Here is a 20,509-nt window from a genome sequence, read left to right as displayed (position 1 = left end):
TTCTCCTATGTTTCTTTTAGACTAGGATTCATCCTATTCAGAGTTTCTTTCTTGTGGAAGGATTTTTTCCATCCAAAGAAAAGATTCTGAAAGTTCCCCATTTTGGATGGTTTCACTCAAATGCCGCACTCGTTCCAAAATCCAGGATGGGGAGAGGTGAGTGAGTGCGCTAAATGCATGGAGTTCTTCCACATTTAATTTCCCATCGAAGGAGGAACAAATGGCAAAAACGGAAATGGGCCATTTTTTTTCCTCATCGTTTAACAATTGAAAGGATTCCACAAAGGCATCCCAATCATCTAGGTTTTGCAAATGTTCTTTTTTAGACAAAAGCCCAAGAAGACCAAAGAGCAAATATTCAAAATTAGGATGGAAGGTTTTGGTGTACACAATCGAAAGGGCAACAGAGCGAAGTACCGATTCGATCAAATTAGGATTTCTTTTTTTAGATTTGATTTGGAGTAAAATAGAATCGGCAAGTTTTCTTGTGATGATTCGTTTCCTAAGTTCTAATAAAATGATGTAAGTGGTCACTCCGTCCCAAATCCCAGTGATGGGGCCTGAGATGTATTCAATGATAAAACGTAAACCTGTTCTTCCTAATATCACTTTTAACAAAAGTTTTGCGATGATATTTGATAAAAAAACCTTACTTTTGTAAAGTAAGGTTCGAAAGAATAATGCCCTTTCATTCAAATGTTTGTAAGGGTCAATTCCATACAAACGGATTCTTGGGTCAGGGATTTCTAAAACGAGTCTTGCCATCATTCCGGGGATAGGAGTGATGAGTTCTGGTTCGTCTGCAAGTTCCATGTCTGCAGCCTTCGCCATTTGGTAGGACAAATAAAACCCTAATCGAAAGAGAAGGTAAAATTCTATTACAGTAACAATCGTTAGAAGACTAAGGAAACCAAATAATCCCTCGTAAGAGAGAGAAGGAAAGGAATACAACGAAAAGGGAGGGAGGTAAATGGAAAGATAAACAAAGGCGATGGAAGGAAAAAAACCAATCCAAAACGACCAAAATCCACCCCAAAAAAGGTACCTTCTAGAAGCTTTGGAAAAACTGACCTGCAATGTTTCGTCGGTTTTCGCGTTCGAACGGAAGGAAATGAGGACTCGGCGCCCCCATTGTTCTAAAATTCCTGGTTTGTAACGGTCTGTACTCATTTTTTTGCAACCAGAGTCCTCCACAGGGACTCACACTCCATGGAACAGGAATTTTCTATGACGACACAAGCTGAATTCAAAGTCAAAAACCCCATCGATTGGGTTACGACCATTTTTTTACTCACTTCCCCCCTCGTTGGTATTTTTGGGACCTTGTATGTGGCACTTTACGAGACAATTCATCTTGGCACCTGGGCTCTCTTTTTGTTTTATTTTTTTGCGACAGGAATGGGGATTACAGTCGGTTACCACAGACTTTTTTCTCATAAAGCTTATGAGGCAAAATCTCCCATCAAACTATTGTTATTATTATTTGGAGCCGCGGCGTTTCAATCGACGGCGCTCGAATGGAGTGAAGACCATCGTATCCATCACAAATTTGTGGATACAGACAAAGATCCATATTCCATCAAAAAAGGATTTTGGTATGCCCATATAGGTTGGTTGTTTCGGAAACGAAATTATGTGCAACAAGGTGTCCAAGATTTGGCAAGTGATCCTTTGGTGCTTTGGCAACATAAACATTTTTATTCCATCTCCATCTTCATGTGTTTTATTTTACCTGGACTCATCACGATGTTATGGGGATCCTTCTTAGAAGGATTTTTTGTCGCTGGTTTTTTACGATTATTTGTGGTTCACCAGTTTACCTTTTTTATCAACAGTGCCTGCCATGTTTGGGGAGAGAGAACGTTTTCAAAAGAACAAACAGCACGAGATAATTGGGTCATCGCCTTTTTTACGTTTGGTGAAGGATTTCATAACTTTCACCATGAATTCCAAATGGATTACCGGAATGGAATTCGATGGTATGATTACGATCCATCCAAATGGATGATCAAATTTCTTTCTTTTTTTGGCCTTACATATAATTTAAAAAAAGTGTCTGAAGAAAAAATTTTACAAAAGACGATGTTCATCAAAGAAAAAGAAACATTACATCAGTTTGCAAATCTTGGTGAAGAAAAACTAAAAACCTGGTCAGAACAATTGGCACATCTTAGAGAAACGGCAATCGCTGAATTCCAAAAATGGTCCAAAGCGAAACAAACGGCCAATGAAAAAGAAGCAGTGGTTTCGAAAGAAAAATTTGAAACTACCAAAGAAAACTGGGAAAAACTTCTGAGCCAACCACTGTTTTTTTGATCGATTAACCTCTCCTCTCCCTAAAAATTTCTTTGGGGAGATTCGGAACATCGCCTGGACCAACTAACGGCAAATAGACCATAAACAAGGTTCGTCCAGGAGAAGATTCTACTTCAATCCTTCCTTTGTGTTTTTCAATGATCCCTTTCACAATTCCTAAACCAAGCCCTGTTCCTTCTCCTTGGTCTTTTGTTGTAAAAAATGGATCCCAAATTTTATCTTTGATTTCCATTGGGATACCCGATCCATTGTCTTCAAAACTGATCATCACATACTCCTCTCCTACCCGACTTGATGATATGATGAGTTTGGGATGATCGCTTCGTTTCATTGCATGGATGGCGTTTGTAATTAGGTTTGTCCACACTTGGTTCAGTTCATCCAAATTACACCGAACAGGCGGAATTGTGCCGTAATTTCGTTCAATTTCGACACCATGTTTGATTTGGTTTTGCATGATCACGAGTGTGTTTTCCAAACCTTCATGCAGGTCAGACACTTCATACGAATTTTGCCCTAAGTGGGAATAGTATTTTAAGGCTTTTACAATTCGTACAATATTACGAATCGCATATTTGATGTTTTTGATATTCCTTTGTAAACTTAAGGTGTTTTTTAACATTTCAAAGGTTTCTTTTCCACCAGATTTCCAAATCCGAAGAAGTTCTTCTTGCATGTGCATTAAATGTTGGTCGATGAGAAACGTGGATAAATCGGTGGCATCATTTTCTGGCATTCCATCATGGATGAATTTTAATTTTGTTTCTCGTTTTAATTTGAATTTATCCTTTGGATCGATTTTGGTCGTTGGATCTTCTTTCACAAAACTAAATAAAATATCCAAATAAAGGGAACGAAAATCAGGATTTTGAATGAGGTGAGTGATGTCACCTAAGTGTGATAAAACGAAGACCAAATTGGCATCTAAATTATCGGCAGCACCATTGATCACAGCAGCAGGGGTATTGATTTCATGTGCAATCCCTGCCACCATCACCCCAAGAGATGCCATTTTTTCGGATTGGACAAGGTGGGCCTGCGTTTCTTCCAATTCTTTGGTCCTTTCCCTAACCTTCGCTTCCAAAGTTTCCGTTAAATTTAACAACTGTTGGTAAATCATCGAATTGGATAGTGACATGAGAGAAACGGAAAGGATTTCTAAAATGATTTCAATTTCTTCTAAATCGTAAATTTTTCCTTCTTTGTGTTTCCCAAGTAGAATAAAGCCCACCAAACTAGATTTAATCGAAAGTGTTGCAACTAACTCCGACTTGGTGTCTGAAAAAAAACCTAAGGCCTCTTTTGCAATTTTTTCATGACTGGGAGAAACATATTGGATGAAATTTTCTTTGATATGGATTCCTTCTCTTTCGGATAACCATAATAAAAATGGATTGAATACAGGGATGGACGGAAGGTTTGGATGTTTTTGGTTTTTGGAATCGAGAAATGGTCTTGGTCGAAATTGTCCTTCCCTTTCATCCCAAGTATACACTTGCACAAACTCTGCGTGTATTTTAGAAGCCAAAAATTGGCTGATCGTTTCGCTAATTTGGTCAGGGTCATTGAAGGAAATGAGCTCTTCTTTGAATTTTTCCAGAGCAAAGAGATTTTGTACGAGTTCATCTCTTTTTTTGGGTTTTTCTTCCAAAAGGGTTTGGTTTGTGGGCAGATGGAAAAGGAAAAGTGAGAGAGTGAGAAAACCCAAAAATAGGACAGAAAATGTAAAAAGATAGGAAACTTGAAATAGGATCAGTCCGTAAGCAATTGCAAACCAACCAAAAGAAGAGAGGAGAATGATGCTGGAACGAAAGAAAACTTGTATTTGCATGTGGATTGTATACAATGTAAGAACTAGATAATTATGGTGCAGATTCCACTTGGGTAAAGAACAATTTACAATCGCTCGTATCTTCGGTGCGTATTACGAGATTTATTCAGAAGAGACAACGTATGCCCTTGCCGTACTCAAAGGAAAACTCCGCCTAAAAAATTCGAATGAACGCCATCCATTTGTGGTAGGGGATATGATCCTTGCCGAAAAATCTTCTGGGGAAGAGTGGGTCATTTCAGAGCGTATTGAGCGTAAAAATTATCTCACTCGCAAAAGTGATAAGGGCGACAGTCATGTGTTATGTGCAAACCTTGACCAAGTTGCCATCCTTGCTTCTTGTAAAGATCCAGAAACCAAACCTGGCTTCATTGACCGTTTACTTGCCGCCTCTTACGATACCGATATCCCACCCCTCATTATTTTTACCAAAAAAGATTTGGTGGATGAAGAAGAAATAAAAGACAGAGAAACTTACTATAGCGAGTTAGGTTATGATGTCATGAGTGTTTCACTTCTTTCGGAAGAATCCATCCAACCACTTTGGGAAAAAATCAAAGGCAAACGTACATTCCTTTGTGGAAATTCTGGAGTGGGTAAATCCACTCTCATGAACCACCTCCATAAAAAAACCGTACAAAGGACCAATTTGGTGAGTGGGACGACAAAAAAGGGAAAACATACCACAACCAATTCGTTTGCCCTTTTTTTGGAAGGAAATACCGTCCTCATCGACTCGCCGGGAGTCAAAGAATGGGGCATCCTCCACCTGACACCTACCCAACTTTGGGAAAGTTTTCCCGAATTACGAAAACAGAAGGAAACTTGTCAGGAAATTTATTGCTGTGAACTCGGTTCTGAATGTCCAATGCGTAAATACATGAACGAATCCATGGACGAAACCCGAAAAAAGAGCCTCGAATCCATGATCGAAAGTCTGGAGAATCCCCACCGTGTGACCCGCAGGGACCATTGGACAAAAGCTGTCACAAAAAGATATTAGGGAAAAGAGTTGCCAAGGCTTCAGTTGTTATCTAATTTAAGAAAGTTATTTCCGGAGGAAGGAATATGAAACGTACAATCATACAAAAATTGTCGGTTTTGGGATTTGTGGCGATTTTTGCCATGTTTGCCGCAGCTTGCCAAAAAGACTCAAAAGAGACTGTAACAACCGTTACAGATAAAAACCAACCAGCGAGTAATGTCGTCATCGCTTTCGTAAAAGGGGACGTAGTTGTTTTGAGAGAAAATGGCCAAATCAAACCAAGTTTAGGTGATACCTTAACTTCTCAAGACACAATTGTGACAGGTCAAAATGGATCTGTTGAACTTTTGGTTGGTGAAGACGGTGTTCTCAAACTCAACAAAAATACGTCGCTTAGCGTAAGCCAAGCCTTTGCTGCAAACGACGGATCACGTGAAACAGAAGTCAACATGCAATACGGAAAACTCGTGACTGTTCTTCGCAAAGAAAGAAAAACAGAATCGTTTAATGTTGTGACTCCAACTTCGATTGCGGGTGTTCGTGGAACTATCTTTATGACGAATGTTGAAAATCCTTCTGCAAAAGGTGGAAACGTAGCTTGTGGTTCTTCTAACTGTGTTGTGAAATACACGGTTCTTGATGGTGCCGTTGCGATCCGTAAATCAAACTCTGATAACGAAATCGTAGTCGACAAACAAAAGTCAGCTGAAGTATCGACAGACACAAAACTATCTGAGAAAATGATCAAACCAATGGACAAACAATCTTTAGGTGAGATGAAAGAAATGTTAGTGTTCGAAAATACAAAAATGTTACAATTTGAGTCCCTTGCAAATGAACTCAAATCAAACAACGAAGAACTTCAAAAAATGAACCTAGGTTCTTCTGTTGAGGAATTGGAAAAAGCAGCCAAAACTCGTGAAATCACCAAATCAAAGTCAGATGAAGTGATCACAACTGCAAAATCAATTGAAGATTCCAAATACATTAAAAAAGATGTGCAAAAAGATTCACTAAAATTAGCTCCAAAAGAGAGTTTTGATAAGACGAAATGAGATATGTTTATTTACCGGTCCTTTGTTTTTTAGTCGGTTATTGTTCCTCGGTCACAAAGATCGAAACACTCAATCGAAGTTTTACAAAACCTAAGTTTGTCACTCCAGATCTTGGAGAGTCTGAACCCCTTCCTTCGGGTAGAGATTACAGAGAACGACTGGTAAATAAACCAACCCCAAGTTTCACTCTCCTCTGGAAACAAATTCCAGAGGGGTTTTCTAGTTCTGACTTATCCCTCATTGAAGAAAAAATCCTTTTTCCCCATTCCAAATTAGGTGCTTATCAAAAATCACCTTCCAAACCAGATCCCAAATTTTTTGAGTCAAATGATATTGATTTAGTTTTGGAACTCAGTTTGTCTAAATCTGCAGAACGATTGACAGTGGATGTCCAATACAAGGATCCAGTTCTTTCGCAAAACTTTGGCAAGGCGGTATTTGTTTACCAAGAAGAAAAAGAGCCTAAAAACAAATCAGTGAAATCCTTTGATGTTTTTCACGGGAAAAAACACCTACTTCCTTTAACCGAATTTGTACCTTCCTATTTTTTAGAAGTTTCTTCTCCTTCCAGCGATGATTTACGATCTTTTTTTACTTCTTCCTTACAAGGAAAAGTTTCTGTATTTTCCACCTCTCCCGGTACCATCATTTACTTAGATGGAGTAGAAGTGGGGAAAGCTCCTCTTCTTAATTATACTCTCTTAAATGGAAAACATACATTATCCTTTGCCAAACCTGGGAAAGACCAAGTGAAACGGAATATTTTAGTCCGTGCAGGGAAAACCACAAGAGCGTTCCAAGAATGGAATGATGACATCTCACAAGGAACCGTTGTTGTTTCTAGTTTTCCTCCTGGACTCGATGTTGTGATAGCAGGTCAAAAAAAAGGCAAAACACAATACGCAGAGTCTGGTGTACCTTACGGTAGTTATCCGATCCAATTCATTCGAACTACTCTTGATTCCCATTATGAATATGCGAAAGCAGGAATCAAAATCCGCCCAAAACAAATTACATCCATCGCTTTACCAATTTCTTTAGAGGATGGGGTAGGTTGGGAATCAGAAGAATTTTGGAACCTCACATCACCTTCGCCTAACTTTTCTGCGACATTCCCTGGAAAATTGACTTTTGCCAAAAACAAGGAACTTTCCAAGGGTTGGTATGGAGTGTATTCGGAAGATTTGATTCCTGATTATTTGGAAGCCGAACTTGTGTTAGACTTAAAAAAGGAATACAATGGGGCGGTTGGACTTTCCATCCATGACCACAATCAAAATTCGATTTTGGTTTATGTAGATCAAACTGACTTTCATATTATTAAATTTTCCCAAAACGATTTGGAAGCACCTGTTCGCTCCTCTTACCGATGGAACAAAGAAGATGAACTAAAAGGTCGAAGTATAAAGTTTTCCACTGATTTCGAGAAAAAAATGATCCGTTTGTATTTGGGTAACAAAATGGTAGAAGAATTCCCTTGGAGTTTTGATACGTTTTGGAATTTAGGTGTTCTTACTCCACATAATGCTCCTTTGGTGGGAGTTCCTCTTCGTGGATTAAAAATTCAATACCCCGATATGGTTAAGTTCGAACAAAGGTTCCAAAAATGAAAAAAAATATCATTCTATGTGTATTACTTTTATCTTTCATTGGTTGTCGTTCTCGTGATTTCCAAGCTGTCACTGTAAAAGATTCTGTTGTTGAAAAATCTGCCGCGTCCGATCGCCAAAAAATTGAAGAGGCGCGTGCTCTCATCGCTGATGGAAGTAACGAGTTCCAAAAAGGAAACATGGATGTTTCTTTGGAAAAGGCAAAATCATCTATCCAAACCTTTGAACTTGTCGAAGGTTATGCTTTGCTTGGGGCATCCCATTACCAATTGGGAGATTATGAAAATGCAAAAATTGCTTATGAAAAAGGAAATAACTTAGACCCTCAAAATGAAAAGATTTTGATTGGGCTTGGGACTGTTCAGTCAACGCTCGGTGAAAATGAAGCCGCACTTTCCACCTATCAAACCTTAAACAAATTAAAACCAGAAGAATCTATTTATACATACAAAACAGGGATCCTATTAAAAAATTTGGGTCGATACCAAGAGAGTTTGGTCACTCTCAAATCCTTGGAAGACAAACAAGATTTCCCTTATCCTGTGGAATTACTCAACCAACTAGGTGATGTGTGTTTGGAGCTTAAAAAATACGAAGAAGCGGAAAGTTATTTTGCCAAAGCGGAAAAATTAAACCCAGAATTAAAATCTGCAAAAGATGCAAAACTTTCTACTAAAATTGCTTCACTCATCCAAAGAGGAAATGATTTCCTCAACAAAAAAAATTATACGGAAGCAACTGCCGAATTTAAAAAAGCATCCGAATTACAACCGCAAAATGGTTCTGTGTGGTCATTTCTTGGAAATGCACAACTCTTAAATGGAAAATTAAAAGAAAGTGAAGAGAGTTTTAAAAAATCCATTTCTCTTTCTGATACCAATGCAAATGCCTATGTTGGATTGTGTAATGTTCTCATCCAAACACATAACTACTCAGATTGTTTAAAAACATCGAAACAAGCGCTTCAAAAAATTCCTAAAAACGCAGAAATCCGCAACAAACAAGGGATATGCGAATGGAAATGGGGAGAAGTCAAAAAAGCAACTCTCAGCTTCCAAGATTCCTCTTCTTGGGATCCAAATTTCATGGAACCAAAGATGAACCTGGCTTACGTTCTCATCGATTCAGGTCGTTATGATGAAGCCTTGGATGTATTAAAAAAGGCAGAGACCCATCCCAAGGCAAAAAAAGAAGATATCCGAAAGGCTAAAATTCTAGCGGAATCTCAAAAGTTCATCGCGAGTGGAGATTCTTTTTTACGACAAGGGAAACGCAAACAGGCGTTTGATGAATATGGAAAAGCAATGGGAGTGAACCCAGAAAATCCTGCGGTTCAAAATGCCTATGGTCGTGCTTACTTTGCTTTCAGCGAATATAAAAAAGCGGAAGGATCTTATTTAGAAGCGTATCGATTGGACAATACAAACCCAGGTGCCTTGCAAGGACTCGCTCGTGTTTATGCAAAAACTGGAGAATCCAAAAAAGAAAAAGAATTCATAAAAAAACTAGAAACCTTATCCGCAACAGATCCATTTAGTGCCATCACACTTGGTCGGATTGCTGAAGATGCCAGTAAATGGGATGAAGCGGAATCCATCTACATGGGGCTTAAGAAAAAGTTTCCAAACAATGAAGCTGTGGATTACCGATTGGGAAGTTTATACTACAAACGCGCCGTTGAAGAAAATTCAAAGGAAAATTATACAAAAGCGAATGAGTTCATTCAAAAATCGAAAAAATACACAAAAGACATTCCTGAGTTAGTAGAAACAGAAAAAACAGTTTCGGAGAACTCTCGTTTTGCGGAGATTTTACCTTTTGTCAAAGAAGGAAACGCTCTCTTTAATCGTAAAAAATATATCGAAGCAGTCACTCCTTACCAAAAGGCGTATGACCGCGTTCCGAAGGCATCTCTCCTTGTAAAAATTGCAGAATGTTATATTGAAAAAGGTGAAGAGGAAAAAGGTCTTTCTATTTTAGAAAACGCAGTTAAGTCCAATAAGGAAAATGCAATCTCCTTTAAAGAAGGGATATATTCCTTCTATTATAAAAAAGGGGAACTCAAACGCGCAGAAGATGGTTTTTATGATATTTTAAAAGAAAAACCTGATTCGTATTACGCTTATTATATGTTAGGCCTTGTTACCATGAAACGCAAGAATTATGAAGCGGCCATTGGTGAATTTGACAAAGCGATTTTGGTCAATCCTAACTTTGCTCCAAGTAACGTGGCAAAAGGTCTTGCATATTATAAATTAAACCAAATGGATGCCGCCAAACGTGAGTTTGAGAAGGCAAGGGTAAAAGATTCCGAATTTGGACTTTCTTCTTATAATTTAGCAATTGCCTATTTTAACGAAGACCTAACAAACGAAGCCAAATCCATCCTCGAGTCCATTCGAAAATCAGATCCTGATTTTATGGATGGTGAAATCCAATTGGCTTATATTTACTTTAAAGAAAACAAATTGGAAGAAGCTGAAAAAACAATTGATCGTGTGTTAAAAGAAGAACCTTCGGCAGAAGCATTATTTGCGCAGTTCAAAATTTTGGATGCCAAATTAAAACAATCTCCTTCTGAAAAAACCAAATCCAAACGTAATACGGTCAAAGAAAAAATCTTACGTGAATATGGAGAAACCAAATACGCAAGGTTACTTCCTTCGGATGCATTAGATGACGAACCACTCCACGTAACAGACTTAAATTTATCAGGAACACCTGTTTCCACACCAATCGTTTACCCTAATCGTATCATTGTGAATTATGGAACTGCTCTTGTGGGCTATGACCGTATCACAAAGGAACTCGTTTGGAAACAATACACATCCACCCCGTTTCAATTACTTGTGGCTGGGAAGGAACTTGTTGGAATATCCAATGATACCGCGACAAAAATTTACCCTGAATCTGGAAAAATGACCTTCAAGAAACAGGTATTAGCTGGTTGGAAAGTCAAACAGGGATCGGCAGATTCCAATGGTTTTTATCTACTTTTAGAAAAGGAAAAATCTCCAAACAGAAAATTGGTTCGAACCAATCCAAACTTGGAAATCCAAGAAGAGTGGAATGGAAATGATTATGTGGGATTTTCTCTGAATGGTGAAGGTAAACTTTTTGTCATCAGAGATTCCAAAAAAGAATTTTTGGTCCAAGTGATCACACCTGGTGTGACCAATGAAAAAGAAACAAAAGTATCATTGCCTATCAATAAAAAAGATTCGAAAGAGTCGGCTCATTTCCTTGGTTGTTTAGAAGAATCCTGCCTAGTACAACTTGGTGGACAAATCTACGAAGGGACAGAAAAAGCAAAATTATATGCCATTGGCAAAACGGAATCCGTACGTTCCGTAGTCAAAAACCCTGAATCACTCCTAGTGAATACAGACGATACCACCTATCTTTGGAAAGGTGGATCGAAATGGAAGGATTCTTACAAAATTGAAGGGGACTTTTATTTCCCGATGGATGGGCTCGTTGTAGAGGGCAAATCCAAAGAATTACTCCTCATCAAAGGTAGAGAAAAAACTTCGGTTCCTTGGAAAGGAGACCGTGATGGACTTAGGATCAGTACGATTACAGTGGACTAACAATCGATCGATTGGATCTCCCGTTCACATGAGGTTACGGGAGCAGTGGACTCTAACACAACTGTCAGTTCAAATTGCTTTGATTCGTTTTAGATAATAAATTGTTTTCCCTTCGTTTCTTTTTTCGGCCTCGAAGAAAGAAATCGGGAAATTAGGCCTTTCGAATTCATATTCCTTCTCCTTCCATTGAAAGTTTGGGAATTTTCGAAACAAGGAGATGGTTTTTCTCGCATACGGGCCGTAGTCAGTCGCAAAAAAAAGTTCACCACCTGGTTTTAGCAATGTGTATATCTGTTGTAACATATAGGGCTGCATGAGTCGATTCTTGCGGTGTTTTTTTTTGGGCCATGGATCGGGAAAGTTGATGATGATTTTGTCAAAAATTTCTTTCTCGAGTAACTCATCGAAAAACCATTGGAAGTTAACTGTCATATAACGAATATTCTCTAATCCGAGTGTTTTCCTTTGTTTTTCTGTGTGGATGATTCGGTTTACCTTTTTTTCCATCAGTAGGTAACCTGTTTGGTGGTCATTTTTTGCCAATTCAATGGCAACTTCACCCCAACCCGAGCCAAGCTCTAAAACAAACTGAGTGGTTGTTGATGGGAAAGATTTTTTTAGATCGATTTTTTTCCCACGTTCGTTAGGTTGCAGGAGATAGTCTGATTGATAGGAAGTTTTGGTAGTAAACTTCCAAAGTTTTTCTTGGATTTCTGGATTAACTAACAATTGCATTTCTTCCGATGATTTAATGTCAGGATTTTAAAAAGGAACTAGATGAAAATAACTCTTTTTGGTGTACGAGGTTCCCTTCCTACACCGATATCAAAACAGGAACAACGAGAAAAAACCTTAAAGATTCTGCATTTGGCCAAAGAAGAGTGGAAAAAAGATCCAAGTGGATTTTCGGAAGAAGAGTTTCTAAACCACCTACCCATTCCACTTTCACAAGACTTAGGTGGGAATACAACTTGTGTCCTCATTGAAGGGGACGGAGGCGAAAGGGTCATTTTGGACATGGGAACGGGCTTACGAGTCCTTGGAAACCAATTGGCTCCCGAAGCTTTCAGCGGTAAGGACATGGATCTCCATATCCTTGTTTCACATACACATTGGGATCATATCCAAGGTTGGCCATTTTTCAAACCTGGTTATTCACCGTCAGTGAACATTCATTTTTATTCCTGTATTCCAAATTTACAAGAACGGTTGGAGAGACAACAACACCCAGAAAACTTTCCCATCACCTTCCAACAAATGGCGTCTAAAAAACATTTCCACTTATGGAAAGAATTTGAATCCTATATGTTAGGTGGATTAAAAATCATTCCCTTTGGTCTTCGCCATCCTGGGTCCTGCACGGGGTATCGTATCAGAGAAGGGAATAAAATCTTTTTATTTTGTACAGATGTAGAATACCGCGAAGAAGATAGAGAACATCTATTAAAGATGAAACCTCAAATTGCTGGGGCCGATCTCATCATCATCGATGCACAATATAGCACTTCAGAGGCTGAGAAAAAAATTGGATGGGGGCATACAGCTGTCAGTAAGGCAGTTGAATTTGCTGAGATGATGGAGATTCGTTCTGTTGTGTTGACTCACCATGAACCAGACCATACCGACCATGAAGTGGCAAGGATCATTTTGGATGAAGCAAGGCTCCTGAAACCAGGTGGTATGCAGGTTCACATTGCCCATGAAGGCCAAAAGTTTATATTGTAGAAAGAATGGTTTGGCCCTTTGACTCAATTTTCGAGTGATTGGGAATGTCTTTCAATGAAAGAATCAATCAATCTTTGACTCACTCATTGATTAAATAATTGGAATGGTAACCTTTTGCTTCTCCTGAATATTCTGGGCACTCTAACTTAAGTTCTGCGATCCAATGGATTTGGTAAGGTTTTGCAAAAAACAATTGGATAAAAAAGCGTAAAAAAGACGAAATATTTTCCAAAGCACTCATGGTGGCAATGGGACGAGTTCGTTTGACATTCAATTTACATGTTTCATTTTGGAAGTATAAAATTTCTGATTTTGGAATCGTATAACCGGAAGTAGGTTCCTTTTCCCATTCCAAAACTTCTACTCGTTCCACTGTCCCTTCTAAAATTAAATTTCCAGATGGGTTGAGTACGGCCACTCTTCGATAAAACTCTCCAGGGAAGTTGGAATTTCCAAGAAATCCACCTGTAAAAATTCGATAACCATCACTTGTCCGCGACCTGACAAGCTCCCATTTTTTGGAAAACTGGTACACAGCTTCGTTTGTTAAGATGTGTTCCAATCCTCCGACTCCTTTCACTTCTTCGATCACATCTTTGTACCGAATGGTGCCTGTCACAGAAGAGTAAGAAAATGGAATGTCTGCTTGTACGAATTTTCCTTTTTCCATCAAAGGAAATCTACCTTGGGAAATCGGGACATTGCCTCGGCGAGGTTTGTAGTCTAGTTTGATTTCCCAATCCCCATAGTTCATATAAAAGGAATAAATACCGTTTTTATATTCCATCCAGTTTTCCCCACTGCGTTGGTAAAACTTTCCTTTTTTGAATTCATATTCATCTGCATCAAACTCGCGGGTGGAATAAAATACAGGTTGGTCTTTTGCTTTTAAAAGTAACGATATGCCGTTGTTAAGTGATCCTGGTCCAAAATTACTCACTAAAAAGGTAGCAAATACATTGTACTTTTCGTTTCGAAAGGTAAAATTCCAACCTTGGAGATACCCTTCCTCTGCGAAGTGTTGGGTTTTAAAATCTTCCGCAAAAAGAGGGTTTGCCTGCGCAATCGTGAAACAACCAAACAAAATGATTTTGATGGAAAGGGATCGCCATTGCACCGCCAAATCCTAAAACGACCCAGAAAAAGAAGCAAGGTTTTTCTTGGGGATTTCCTTTAAATGGAGAGAAGAGTCGGTACGGAAATCCCATACAGATCACCGAGGCAGACCAGTGAAAACACGGGATGATCCTGATTGCCAATGGTTTGCAATCGTTCTCGTTCTTCTGCGATCCCATCTATATGGATCCAGGTTTCCGTTTCCTCGTTGGGAAGGATACGGCAGGCGACTTGGTATTCAAATGGGCCAAGCCTTGCAAAAAAGATCTGCACGGAATTTGGGTCAGAATCGGCTAGGAGGCGACGAAAGCCAAATTGTTTGGATTTGGTTTCCCCTCGCATTTCGTAATAGTGGTTCAGAATTCGGAGGATATGTAGAAATTCTTCCTTTTTTGTCAGAAGTTCACGCCAGGAAAGCTCATCATCGTTCATACCATGGAGTGGTAAACATCCTCAACACTTGGTTCTCAAAAAAGGATTCGCACTTGAAAAATACTTTCCCCTATCCAGGATGAACGAAACGGACATGGTCACGGAGATCTTAGAAATATTCTGGAAAGAGAAACTTCGTTTCGCCCAATATTGTTTTGATGAATTGTCGCATTTGGATGGCAAATCCTTTGTAGGCAAAACTGACAGCGGAAAATCACCTGAGTGGGTTTTGCATCAGATGGTTTCCTATGATAAAACCTTCCGTTTTTACCTACCCATCTCATTAAAGATTAGTAGTTTTTTCTTTTTTAATAGTTTCAAAGACCAAGAGATCGAAAAAGATTTGGAATCCATTCGTGACCGATACACTCCACCGGCATTCCCATCTCATTTTTGGGAAATACAAATTTCCGAAGCCCACCAACTGAAAATCAAAGCAACCGATCCATTGGTAAAAGCTCAATGTGATGTTTGGAAAGAAGTTTTATTACAATTAGAATCGAAACTTTCTCTCATTTCGCAGACGGATGCCTATAGAAAAAGATATACATCTCTTACTGGAATTCATACGATTTCAGGAGCGATTAATAATTCGACAGAGTTTTGTCATCATCTTTGGAATACATACATGGCAAATCCAAATTAAGTATTATAAATTAGAATCAAAATGGAAAGAGTTTAGGAGAAATCAATGGGAAAAATTAAAGTAAAAACACCGTTAGTTGAGTTAGACGGCGATGAAATGACAAGAATCATCTGGAAAGAAATCAAAGATCGATTCATTCACCCTTACTTAGATATTACTTTAGAGTATTATGACTTAGGTGTTGAGTATCGAGATAAAACTGATGACCAAGTGACTGTTGATTCTGCTAACGCGATTAAAAAACATGGCGTAGGTGTTAAATGTGCAACCATCACTCCAAATGCTGACCGTGTAAAAGAATACAATTTAAAACAAGAATGGAAATCTCCTAACGGAACAATCCGAGCGATCTTAGATGGAACTGTATTTCGTAAACCGATCATCATAAAAAACATTCCAGCTGCGGTGAATTCTTGGAAAAAACCAATTGCGATTGGTCGTCATGCTTATGGTGATATTTATCGTGATGTTGAAATTTCTGTAGATGGTCCAGGTAAAGTTGAACTTGTTTATACGGATGCTTCTGGAAACGAAAAACAAAGACTTCTTGTGAATGAATTCAAAGGTTCAGGTGTTGCTCTTGCTATGCACAACTTAGATGAATCAATTAAGTCTTTTGCAAAAGCATGTTTTAACTATGCTTTGTCTGAAAAGATCAGCATTTGGTTTGCAACAAAAGATACAATTTCTAAAAAATACCACGCACGTTTCCGTGATATCTTTGATACCATGGCAAAAGAACAAGACGCAGCGATGAAAGCGGCAGGTATCACTTATAGTTACTACCTCATTGATGATGCTGTTGCACAAATCATGAAAAACGAAGGTGGTCAACTTTGGGCTCTCATGAACTATGATGGTGATGTGATGAGTGATATGGTTGCATCAGGGTTTGGTTCACTTGGACTCATGACTTCTGTGCTAGTGTCTCCAGATGGAAAGTATGAATACGAAGCGGCTCACGGAACTGTGACTCGCCACTACCGAAAGTACCAAAAAGGGGAAACCACTTCGACAAATTCTGTCGCATCCATTTTTGCTTGGACGGGTGCATTGGCAAAACGTGGTGAACTTGATGGAACTCCTGATGTAGTGAATTTTGCTCACAAATTGGAAGAAGCCATTATCGAAACCATCGAAGGAGGAGAAATGACAAAAGATCTACTTTCTCTTTCTACTGCTGCCAAAAAAACAGAATTGGATACATTCCAATTTATGGAAGCAGTACAAAAACGTTTGGATGCAAAACTCAAATAATTTTTGCACATCACCCTGTCTCTTGGCAGGGTGATTTTTCTTTCTTTATTTTCTTGCCTTCTTTTCTTTTCCTAATCCAATAAACATTCCATGACGAACGATTCCAAATCTTTACTCGATTCATTTATGGATTGGTATTTGGTTGAGATGCCTAAAATCGATTCTCCCTCTTTATTATTTCATTCCTATATTCAATATTTGCAAACTTTGGGATTGGAAATTATCCGAGGCAATATGGGAACAAGAACCTTACATCCGCAGGTAGAAACGCTTGCATACCTTTGGGCCTCGAATGACCAAAAAAAAATGTTTGATCTACAGGTGGATACCTTATTCCATTCCAGTCGATTTTTTGAATTTCCAAACTCATTTGTTCGCGTCACCAAATTTAGATTAGGTTCAATTCAATCTTCGCAATTCACAGCAAGTCCGATCCAATATGTTTTGACTTCGAAAAAAACGTATTATTATCAATTTGAAGAAGGATATACGGGGCCATTTCCTTATCCAATTTTGGAGGAACTTGCTCCTTCTGGTGCCACTGGATACTTTGCAGTGCCTGTGATCCAAAAAGGGAATAGTTATGCTTTCTTAAGTTTACTTACGAAAAAACCTTTTGGATTTGATCAATCGGAACTGGATTTTTTAACAAAATCTCTACATTTAATTGCACTGAAATGGTGGACTTTCATCCAATCAGAGCTCACCGAATCCCTGTTAAGTATCTACTTAGGCAAAAGGACAGGTTCTACTGTTTACTCAGGAAAAATATATTTAGGTGAGTTGGACAATATCCAATCTGTGATTTGGTTTTCGGATATTCGGAATTATTCTGGAATCAGTGAAACACTTTCTCCGACCGAAGTCATTCAATTATTAAATGATTATTTTGGAATTGCCATTCCTCAAATCGAAAAATTTGGAGGAGAGGTTTTGAAATTATTAGGTGATGGAATCCTAGCTGTTTTCCCTTATCATGAAAGGAACAAACTAGTCGTCGGGAAAAAAGTATTACTAGCCGTACGTAAATTAGGTGATGAACTTTCAAAGTTGAACAATCGTAGGGAATCCGAAGGTAAAATTTCAATCCATCATGGAGTGGGCTTACATTCTGGCGAAATTCTTTATGGAAATATTGGATCTTTTGATCGATTGGATTTTACAGTCATCGGGGAAGCAGTCAATCTTACGAGTAGAATTGCCGGCATGTGTGGCGAATTGGGAAAAGCAGTTCTTGCTTCAGAAAGTTTGGCGCACCAAATTCCTGTTCGATGGGAAGAGTTAGGAGAACATAAATTAAAAGGAATAAGTTCTCCAAAAAAAATCTATGGAATCTCGGAAAAGAAAAAATTCCAAGCAGGGGCTGATTTGTACATCAAATGATGTTTCTGTATTTCCAAGCAGAATAAAGAACTACCCAAGAATCTTTTAGGAAGTTGAATTTTGAATCAGGAATTTCATTCCAATCAATCGGAAATTCAAAAATCTTCTTTTGATTTCGGTAGGATAATACAATCAATTGTGTGTCCCATAACCAACGTAAGTCGGTTATTTTTTCTTTCATAGTTTCATACAATGATTTTTTGAATATTTTACATCCACACTGTGGATCATACATTTGTATTTTAAATATTTTATGAAAATAATAAGAAAATACTCGATTGGCGATGTGTCGATAAAACGATTTTTTTACACTTCTACCAAGCATTGGAATTCGAGAGCCAACAATTAAATCAATATCTTTATGTGTGTCAATGTGATCCCAAATCCGTTGGAGTTCATAGGCTGGCGTTGCTCCGTCGGCATCAACAAATCCTACATAATTTCCTTTCGCAACTTGAAGGCCAAATTGGATGGCACCACCTTTTCCGAGATTCAATTCATAGCGTAAAAGTTGAATTTTTGGATTGGATAAGTGATGTTCGATATTCTGTTTTAATTTTAAAAACTCTTTTTTCGGACTTCCATCGTCCACAATGATGAAATCCACATTGGATTTCTTTTGAAACGTAATCATTAAAGTATCTAAATATTGGGGAAGGCGGTTGCATTCGTTATAACAAGGTATAATGATGCTGAGATGATTTTTTTTCATATGGATTGGGAGAAATTTATTTCTCCCAATATACTTGTTTTCTAATTGGTTCTACCATCAAGTCATTTATCTAATAATGAGAATACAAATTGTTCTAACGCACAATGACCCATTTCCCATCGATCCGACTCAAATAAATCGGAATGGAAGCTCCTTTTTTCGAAGTGATCACTGGCTCCCCTTTATGATCCGTGATCTCAAGAATCTGTTGGTTACAAACCAATCGAAATTTATTTTTTTGCGCATTGAATTTCCAGGTTGATCCAATTGTTTTTGTCATCCCTTGGATCGATTTTAGTTCATCTGTTTCATTGTATGGATAATATCGAACTTCGGAAGTGTCTTTGGCACGGTAATAAGTTGCCAACAGGATTTTTTTTGCATCCTTCGTATTGAGAATTTTGGTAAAATCTTTCAGAAAGCTGATGGCAGAGGATTCTAGTTCAGAAGTTAGGGTTAAGGTTTCTGCTTGTTTCCATAATGTACTCGGTGGGATGAATGGTGGTTCAAATGAAATTTCAATCCATTCTCCGATCTTGGTTTCCATCGTTTGGTTCCATTGTTACTGTTGGAGTAAAATTCCCTCATCTGGAAATTGACCTTTCTGACCTAACATCAGTTTGACTTCCGCTTCTGGAGGAAAATTGGTTTGATCTTTTTTGGTTCGTTTACGTTCCGTTAAGCGGATTTTGATTATGTTCGTGCCAGGGATCACCCAATAATTGATATCCGCCTGGCCTGAAGAATCTTCTATGGACTCTCCACTTCGTACTACATACCCGTTCGCTAGAATCTCTAAATTGATCCCAGTGCTTTTATAAGTAATGATGTAATAACCTTCTTTCGGTGGTCCAGGAGGGACAGGTTTTACTTCCGACAAAATTGGCTGAATTATGAAGAGAGAAAAGAATAGGTATCGTAAGATTTGTTTCATAATTGTGTCTCCGTGGCAACGTAAGGGAGAATTCTATCGAAGGAGAATTGAATTGTCGATGCAAAAAATGAACTAAAAAGAAATCCAAAAGAGAATATTCTTTTTCTGGGATTCTATGGTAAAAACTTTTTGCCCGTTCGGTCGAAGAAAAAATTAGTTTGGCAGGAATTACAATGGAACCTTCCATACTTCTTTGCAGGAATCGGGTGGTTACAAGAAGGGCAAAGTATGGTTTTATTTTGGAAAGTAGTCAAGCGAAGGTTGTGTTCCAGTTTGTCTAAAACATTTTGTTTTAAAAGAAGGTGGGCAACGACCATTCCAATGAGAAAGGTGACAACTTGTCCTATATAGGTACTTTGGACATTCGAATGGCGTTCCACGATGTAGAGATAACCTTGGACTAAAATCCAAATGCTCAAACTAAAGAAAATTGGAACATCACGAAAGGTTACTTTTTCAAAGACCATTGTGCTTTTGACATTGGGAAAAAATACATAGTACATTCCTAATATTCCGGAAACAACACCTGAAGTTCCAACGACTGGAACAATTGAATCCATATGAAAAACAAAGTATGTGAGATTTGCTAGAAATCCAAAAAAGAGAAATAAGAAGAAAAAATTGAAATGGCCAACGACATCTTCTATATTATCCGCAAACATATACAAATAAATAGCATTTGTTGTCCATTCAACAAATGTTGCATTGAAGAAATAGGATGTGAATAGGCTGATTCCAAATTCTTTTTTCGGAGTAAAGGCATAAGAGTCGATAGAATCAAAAAATAAAGTACATAGTGTCAAAAATATCAAACAAATCGTAATGATTGGAAATCGATATTTGTGATTGGCTTTTTCAAATACAAACATATTAAAATAGGAACTCTAATCCAAAACTATTTGGTTGGTTGAATTCTG

Annotated in this window: 18 protein-coding genes; 9 read left to right on the top strand and 9 right to left on the bottom strand. The window is 38.2% G+C overall.

Annotated elements, in window-relative coordinates:
- Nucleotides 1-33: 33 nt before the first annotated feature.
- The gene (locus tag LEPBI_RS14225; RefSeq protein WP_187148059.1) at nucleotides 34-1,170 is read right to left on the bottom strand and encodes an LBF_2804 family protein; all 1,137 of its coding nucleotides are present in this window, start codon (nucleotides 1,168-1,170) and stop codon (nucleotides 34-36) included.
- A gap of 57 nt (nucleotides 1,171-1,227) precedes the next feature.
- Here LEPBI_RS14225 and LEPBI_RS14220 point away from each other — a divergent pair, with 57 nt between their 5' ends.
- Nucleotides 1,228-2,316, top strand: a complete 1,089-nt coding sequence (locus LEPBI_RS14220; RefSeq protein ID WP_041769894.1) for an acyl-CoA desaturase — start codon at nucleotides 1,228-1,230, stop codon at nucleotides 2,314-2,316.
- A 4-nt stretch (nucleotides 2,317-2,320) separates the two neighbouring features.
- On the opposite strand, the gene LEPBI_RS14215 is transcribed toward LEPBI_RS14220, so the two are convergent.
- The gene (locus LEPBI_RS14215; protein ID WP_041769893.1) at nucleotides 2,321-4,147 is read right to left on the bottom strand and encodes an ATP-binding protein; all 1,827 of its coding nucleotides are present in this window, start codon (nucleotides 4,145-4,147) and stop codon (nucleotides 2,321-2,323) included.
- Between the two features lie 49 nt (nucleotides 4,148-4,196).
- On the opposite strand from LEPBI_RS14215, the gene rsgA reads away from it, so the two are divergent.
- From rsgA to LEPBI_RS14195, 4 genes are all read left to right on the top strand, one after another.
- On the top strand, nucleotides 4,197-5,150 hold the full coding sequence (gene rsgA / locus LEPBI_RS14210; protein ID WP_012389827.1) for a ribosome small subunit-dependent GTPase A: 954 nt from the start codon (nucleotides 4,197-4,199) through the stop codon (nucleotides 5,148-5,150).
- Nucleotides 5,151-5,215: 65 nt separating this feature from the next.
- Nucleotides 5,216-6,187: a FecR family protein gene (locus LEPBI_RS14205; RefSeq protein ID WP_012389826.1), complete on the top strand. Its 972-nt coding sequence runs from the start codon at nucleotides 5,216-5,218 to the stop codon at nucleotides 6,185-6,187.
- Nucleotides 6,184-7,797, top strand: coding sequence for a PEGA domain-containing protein (locus LEPBI_RS14200; RefSeq protein ID WP_012389825.1), 1,614 nt, complete (start codon nucleotides 6,184-6,186; stop codon nucleotides 7,795-7,797). Before LEPBI_RS14205 ends, LEPBI_RS14200 begins: the two co-directional genes overlap by 4 nt.
- Complete coding sequence (locus LEPBI_RS14195) at nucleotides 7,794-11,387, top strand: tetratricopeptide repeat protein (protein ID WP_012389824.1); 3,594 nt, start codon at nucleotides 7,794-7,796, stop codon at nucleotides 11,385-11,387. The genes LEPBI_RS14200 and LEPBI_RS14195 overlap by 4 nt, the downstream gene beginning before the upstream one ends.
- A gap of 69 nt (nucleotides 11,388-11,456) precedes the next feature.
- Here LEPBI_RS14195 and trmB read toward each other — a convergent pair whose 3' ends face one another.
- Entirely contained in the window at nucleotides 11,457-12,116 is a 660-nt protein-coding gene (gene trmB / locus LEPBI_RS14190; protein WP_081431681.1) for a tRNA (guanine(46)-N(7))-methyltransferase TrmB, read from the bottom strand.
- Nucleotides 12,117-12,164: 48 nt separating this feature from the next.
- Between trmB and LEPBI_RS14185 the strand changes: the two genes are divergently transcribed.
- Nucleotides 12,165-13,112, top strand: a complete 948-nt coding sequence (locus LEPBI_RS14185) for an MBL fold metallo-hydrolase (protein ID WP_012389822.1) — start codon at nucleotides 12,165-12,167, stop codon at nucleotides 13,110-13,112.
- A gap of 79 nt (nucleotides 13,113-13,191) precedes the next feature.
- Here LEPBI_RS14185 and LEPBI_RS14180 read toward each other — a convergent pair whose 3' ends face one another.
- Both LEPBI_RS14180 and LEPBI_RS14175 read right to left on the bottom strand, forming a co-directional pair.
- Complete coding sequence (locus tag LEPBI_RS14180; protein WP_041770053.1) at nucleotides 13,192-14,208, bottom strand: hypothetical protein; 1,017 nt, start codon at nucleotides 14,206-14,208, stop codon at nucleotides 13,192-13,194.
- A 77-nt stretch (nucleotides 14,209-14,285) separates the two neighbouring features.
- Nucleotides 14,286-14,660, bottom strand: coding sequence for an LIC_13246 family protein (locus LEPBI_RS14175; protein WP_012389820.1), 375 nt, complete (start codon nucleotides 14,658-14,660; stop codon nucleotides 14,286-14,288).
- 79 nt (nucleotides 14,661-14,739) lie between these two features.
- Between LEPBI_RS14175 and LEPBI_RS14170 the strand changes: the two genes are divergently transcribed.
- The 3 genes from LEPBI_RS14170 (at nucleotide 14,740) to LEPBI_RS14160 (ending at nucleotide 17,946) form a co-directional block, all read left to right on the top strand.
- On the top strand, nucleotides 14,740-15,306 hold the full coding sequence (locus tag LEPBI_RS14170; RefSeq protein ID WP_012389819.1) for a hypothetical protein: 567 nt from the start codon (nucleotides 14,740-14,742) through the stop codon (nucleotides 15,304-15,306).
- Between the two features lie 45 nt (nucleotides 15,307-15,351).
- Entirely contained in the window at nucleotides 15,352-16,563 is a 1,212-nt protein-coding gene (locus LEPBI_RS14165) for an NADP-dependent isocitrate dehydrogenase (protein ID WP_012389818.1), read from the top strand.
- A gap of 90 nt (nucleotides 16,564-16,653) precedes the next feature.
- Nucleotides 16,654-17,946, top strand: coding sequence for an adenylate/guanylate cyclase domain-containing protein (locus LEPBI_RS14160; protein WP_012389817.1), 1,293 nt, complete (start codon nucleotides 16,654-16,656; stop codon nucleotides 17,944-17,946).
- On the opposite strand, the gene LEPBI_RS14155 is transcribed toward LEPBI_RS14160, so the two are convergent.
- From LEPBI_RS14155 to LEPBI_RS14140, 4 genes are all read right to left on the bottom strand, one after another.
- On the bottom strand, nucleotides 17,939-18,658 hold the full coding sequence (locus LEPBI_RS14155; RefSeq protein ID WP_012389816.1) for a glycosyltransferase: 720 nt from the start codon (nucleotides 18,656-18,658) through the stop codon (nucleotides 17,939-17,941). The two genes, LEPBI_RS14160 and LEPBI_RS14155, sit on opposite strands and share 8 nt — an antisense overlap.
- 94 nt (nucleotides 18,659-18,752) lie before the next feature.
- Nucleotides 18,753-19,205, bottom strand: coding sequence for a hypothetical protein (locus LEPBI_RS14150; protein ID WP_012389815.1), 453 nt, complete (start codon nucleotides 19,203-19,205; stop codon nucleotides 18,753-18,755).
- A gap of 15 nt (nucleotides 19,206-19,220) precedes the next feature.
- The gene (locus tag LEPBI_RS14145) at nucleotides 19,221-19,592 is read right to left on the bottom strand and encodes a hypothetical protein (RefSeq protein ID WP_012389814.1); all 372 of its coding nucleotides are present in this window, start codon (nucleotides 19,590-19,592) and stop codon (nucleotides 19,221-19,223) included.
- 113 nt (nucleotides 19,593-19,705) lie between these two features.
- Nucleotides 19,706-20,461: a rhomboid family intramembrane serine protease gene (locus tag LEPBI_RS14140; protein ID WP_012389813.1), complete on the bottom strand. Its 756-nt coding sequence runs from the start codon at nucleotides 20,459-20,461 to the stop codon at nucleotides 19,706-19,708.
- Nucleotides 20,462-20,509 lie beyond the last annotated feature (48 nt).

Source organism: Leptospira biflexa serovar Patoc strain 'Patoc 1 (Paris)', from assembly GCF_000017685.1.
Taxonomy (GTDB): domain Bacteria; phylum Spirochaetota; class Leptospiria; order Leptospirales; family Leptospiraceae; genus Leptospira_A; species Leptospira_A biflexa.
The sequence above is the reverse complement of the archived record's forward strand: the minus strand, read 5'-3'. Positions and strand labels throughout refer to the sequence as shown.

Coding starts and splice junctions, on each gene's coding strand:
- LEPBI_RS14225 (WP_187148059.1), bottom strand. CDS start 1,170: ATGAGTACAGACCGTTACAAACCAGGAATTTTAGAACAATGGGGGCGC.
- LEPBI_RS14220 (WP_041769894.1), top strand. CDS start 1,228: ATGACGACACAAGCTGAATTCAAAGTCAAAAACCCCATCGATTGGGTT.
- LEPBI_RS14215 (WP_041769893.1), bottom strand. CDS start 4,147: ATGCAAATACAAGTTTTCTTTCGTTCCAGCATCATTCTCCTCTCTTCT.
- LEPBI_RS14205 (WP_012389826.1), top strand. CDS start 5,216: ATGAAACGTACAATCATACAAAAATTGTCGGTTTTGGGATTTGTGGCG.
- LEPBI_RS14200 (WP_012389825.1), top strand. CDS start 6,184: ATGAGATATGTTTATTTACCGGTCCTTTGTTTTTTAGTCGGTTATTGT.
- LEPBI_RS14195 (WP_012389824.1), top strand. CDS start 7,794: ATGAAAAAAAATATCATTCTATGTGTATTACTTTTATCTTTCATTGGT.
- LEPBI_RS14185 (WP_012389822.1), top strand. CDS start 12,165: ATGAAAATAACTCTTTTTGGTGTACGAGGTTCCCTTCCTACACCGATA.
- LEPBI_RS14175 (WP_012389820.1), bottom strand. CDS start 14,660: ATGAACGATGATGAGCTTTCCTGGCGTGAACTTCTGACAAAAAAGGAA.
- LEPBI_RS14170 (WP_012389819.1), top strand. CDS start 14,740: ATGAACGAAACGGACATGGTCACGGAGATCTTAGAAATATTCTGGAAA.
- LEPBI_RS14165 (WP_012389818.1), top strand. CDS start 15,352: ATGGGAAAAATTAAAGTAAAAACACCGTTAGTTGAGTTAGACGGCGAT.
- LEPBI_RS14160 (WP_012389817.1), top strand. CDS start 16,654: ATGACGAACGATTCCAAATCTTTACTCGATTCATTTATGGATTGGTAT.
- LEPBI_RS14155 (WP_012389816.1), bottom strand. CDS start 18,658: ATGAAAAAAAATCATCTCAGCATCATTATACCTTGTTATAACGAATGC.
- LEPBI_RS14150 (WP_012389815.1), bottom strand. CDS start 19,205: ATGGAAACCAAGATCGGAGAATGGATTGAAATTTCATTTGAACCACCA.
- LEPBI_RS14145 (WP_012389814.1), bottom strand. CDS start 19,592: ATGAAACAAATCTTACGATACCTATTCTTTTCTCTCTTCATAATTCAG.
- LEPBI_RS14140 (WP_012389813.1), bottom strand. CDS start 20,461: ATGTTTGTATTTGAAAAAGCCAATCACAAATATCGATTTCCAATCATT.